At 63.5% G+C, this 2,653-nt stretch carries 3 protein-coding genes and 1 pseudogene; all 4 read right to left on the minus strand.

Features of this window, described 5'->3' with window-relative positions:
- Nucleotides 1-440: pseudogene (locus LQV45_RS24920) on the minus strand (esterase); the annotation flags it as partial.
- Nucleotides 441-445: 5 nt separating this feature from the next.
- Nucleotides 446-877 carry a DUF2550 domain-containing protein gene (locus LQV45_RS24925; protein WP_223916017.1) on the minus strand — a complete coding sequence of 144 codons (432 nt, stop codon included), beginning with the start codon at nucleotides 875-877 and terminating at the stop codon, nucleotides 446-448.
- Nucleotides 878-887: 10 nt separating this feature from the next.
- Complete coding sequence (locus tag LQV45_RS24930) at nucleotides 888-1,172, minus strand: F0F1 ATP synthase subunit epsilon (RefSeq protein ID WP_018775711.1); 285 nt, start codon at nucleotides 1,170-1,172, stop codon at nucleotides 888-890.
- Nucleotide 1,173: 1 nt separating this feature from the next.
- Nucleotides 1,174-2,628: a F0F1 ATP synthase subunit beta gene (atpD, locus tag LQV45_RS24935; protein WP_230009306.1), complete on the minus strand. Its 1,455-nt coding sequence runs from the start codon at nucleotides 2,626-2,628 to the stop codon at nucleotides 1,174-1,176.
- Between the last annotated feature and the right edge of the window lie 25 nt (nucleotides 2,629-2,653).

Consider the following 2,653-nt stretch of genomic DNA (forward strand, 5'->3'; position numbering starts at 1 on the left):
GTGGCTGCTGCGCCTGAACGCCAGCGACGGCTACGGCCCGGATTAGTACCGGTCGGATTAGTGCCGGTCGGAATAGTGCCGGTCGGATTAGTGCCGGTCCGTCCGCGGCCCCAGAGTCCAAGCAGGCGCATGAGCCACAGCAGCAGGGCGAGGACGCCGGCAACGGACCAGGCCAGGGTCTCCCCCGGCAGTTCGGCAGGGAAGACGGTGACGGCGTAGAGCAGGAACCAGTGCACGGCCGCGACGAGCGCCGCGGCGAGCAGGGTCATGGCAGCCGCGACGGCCACGGCCGCGCCGGGAGCGCGGCGGCCCGTGCGCCGGAAACCCGTGTGCCGGAGGGCAACGTGCGTAAGGAGGTAGGCCAGGCCCGCCGCGGCGGCTGCCCACACGATCCACACCACCGGGCCGTCGACCAGGCTAAGGCCATCGAGGTAGTCCACCGGGGCTAGCGCCAGGTGCCGACGCCGATGACGGGTCCGGCCTCAAGCCAGGATGACAACCCTGTGTAGGCATCGAATCGCATGGCCAGGAGGACCTGCTGGCCCTCGTAGCGGAGCTCCACGATGACGGCGTCGGGCTGGACCTTGAGGAGCTCGGATTCGGTCGGCTTGCGCCGGCCAAGCAGCTCCAGCGAACTGCGCCGGAAGGTGTGCTTGGGGCGGACGCTGAGTGAGACCAGGCGGAACCATTCGAGGTCGTTGTCCTGATAACGACAAACCCCCATCTGCCAGCTGTTTCCAGCCGTGCAGATGGAGGCGTCCACCGTGCCCAGGGCGCGCCGCAGATTGAAGCGGCGCACCCCCGAAAGGCACAGTGCAAATACCAGCAACCCAAACGCAGTTGCCAGGACGATGAACGGCAAACCAATATCGTTCATCAAGGTCGTGCTAGCGGATCCCCGCAGTAGCCGCTTCGCCCATTTGGGCGTTGTCAGCAACAATGACCACCCTGTTGTTGTCGACAGAGAAGAATCCCCCGTCAACAACTACAGCGATGCGGTCACCGGATACCGGCTCGATTGCCAGTTCACCTTCGGCCAGAATCGCCAGCAGGGGCGAGTGGCCGGGCAGGATTCCGATTTCACCATCGCTGGTGCGGGCCTTGACCATCTTGGCCGCTCCGGACCACACAAAGTGGTCCGCTGCGACAATCTCAACCTCAAGCTCAGCCATATTACTTGGTCTGTTCCTGGATCTTGGCCCACTGGCGCTCGACGTCGTCCAGGCCGCCGACGTTGAAGAACGCCTGCTCTGCAACGTGGTCAAGGTCGCCGTCGCAGATAGCGGTGAAGCCTTCAACAGTGTCCTTGATGGACACGGTGGAGCCCTCGACGCCGGTGAACTGCTTGGCGGTGTAGGTGTTCTGCGAGAGGAACTGCTGGATGCGGCGTGCACGCGAGACAACAATCTTGTCTTCTTCAGAGAGTTCGTCAACGCCGAGGATGGCGATGATGTCCTGAAGTTCCTTGTTCTTCTGCAGGATCTGCTTGACGCGGACGGCCGTGTTGTAGTGGCCGTGGCCGATGTACTGCGGATCCAGGATGCGGGAGGTCGACGTCAGCGGGTCAACGGCCGGGTACAGACCACGGGAAGCGATTTCACGGGAAAGTTCCGTGGTCGCGTCGAGGTGTGCGAAGGTCGTGGCAGGAGCCGGGTCGGTGTAGTCATCTGCGGGAACGTAGATGGCCTGCATCGAGGTGATGGAGTGGCCCTTGGTGGACGTGATGCGCTCCTGGAGGAGGCCCATCTCGTCAGCCAGGTTGGGCTGGTAGCCCACGGCCGACGGCATGCGGCCGAGGAGGGTGGAAACCTCGGAGCCTGCCTGGGTGAAGCGGAAGATGTTGTCGATGAAGAGCAGCACGTCCTGGTTCTGCACATCGCGGAAGTACTCCGCCATGGTCAGGGCGGACAGTGCAACGCGCAGGCGCGTTCCCGGCGGCTCGTCCATCTGGCCGAACACAAGGGCGGTGTCCTTGAGGACGCCGGCCTCTTCCATTTCGACCCAGAGGTCGTTACCTTCACGGGTACGCTCGCCGACACCGGCGAACACCGAGGTGCCGCCGAAGTTGCGGGCAACACGGGTGATCATTTCCTGGATCAGCACGGTCTTGCCGACGCCGGCACCACCGAACAGGCCGATCTTGCCACCCTTGATGTACGGGGTGAGGAGGTCGATCACCTTGATGCCGGTTTCCAGCATCTCGGTGGAGCCTTCCAGGGTCGCGAAGGCCGGAGCCTTGCGGTGGATAGGCCAGCGTTCGCTGATCTGGAGTTCGGACTCGGCAACGTCGAGGGGCTGGCCCAGCACGTTGAAGATGTGGCCCTTGACGCCGTCGCCCACGGGCACGGAGATCGGGGCACCGGTGTCCACCACGTTGGTACCGCGGACAAGTCCGTCGGTGGCCTGGAGGGAGATGGCACGGATCAGGTTGTCACCCAGGTGCAGGGCAACCTCGAACGTGATGGTTCGGGTCTCACCGTTGAGAGTGATCTCGGTGGTGAGTGCGTTGTAAATCGAGGGGATTGCGTCAGCCGGGAATTCGACGTCGACAACCGGGCCAATAACACGTGCAATACGACCGGTAGCACCGGACGTTGCGGCTACGTGATCGGTAGCAGTGGCAGTCATCTCTCTCACTTCACTCAGTAGATGG

Source organism: Microbacterium sp. Bi128 (genome assembly GCF_918698205.1).

Coding starts and splice junctions, on each gene's coding strand:
- LQV45_RS24925 (WP_223916017.1), bottom strand. CDS start 877: ATGAACGATATTGGTTTGCCGTTCATCGTCCTGGCAACTGCGTTTGGG.
- LQV45_RS24930 (WP_018775711.1), bottom strand. CDS start 1,172: ATGGCTGAGCTTGAGGTTGAGATTGTCGCAGCGGACCACTTTGTGTGG.
- atpD (WP_230009306.1), bottom strand. CDS start 2,628: ATGACTGCCACTGCTACCGATCACGTAGCCGCAACGTCCGGTGCTACC.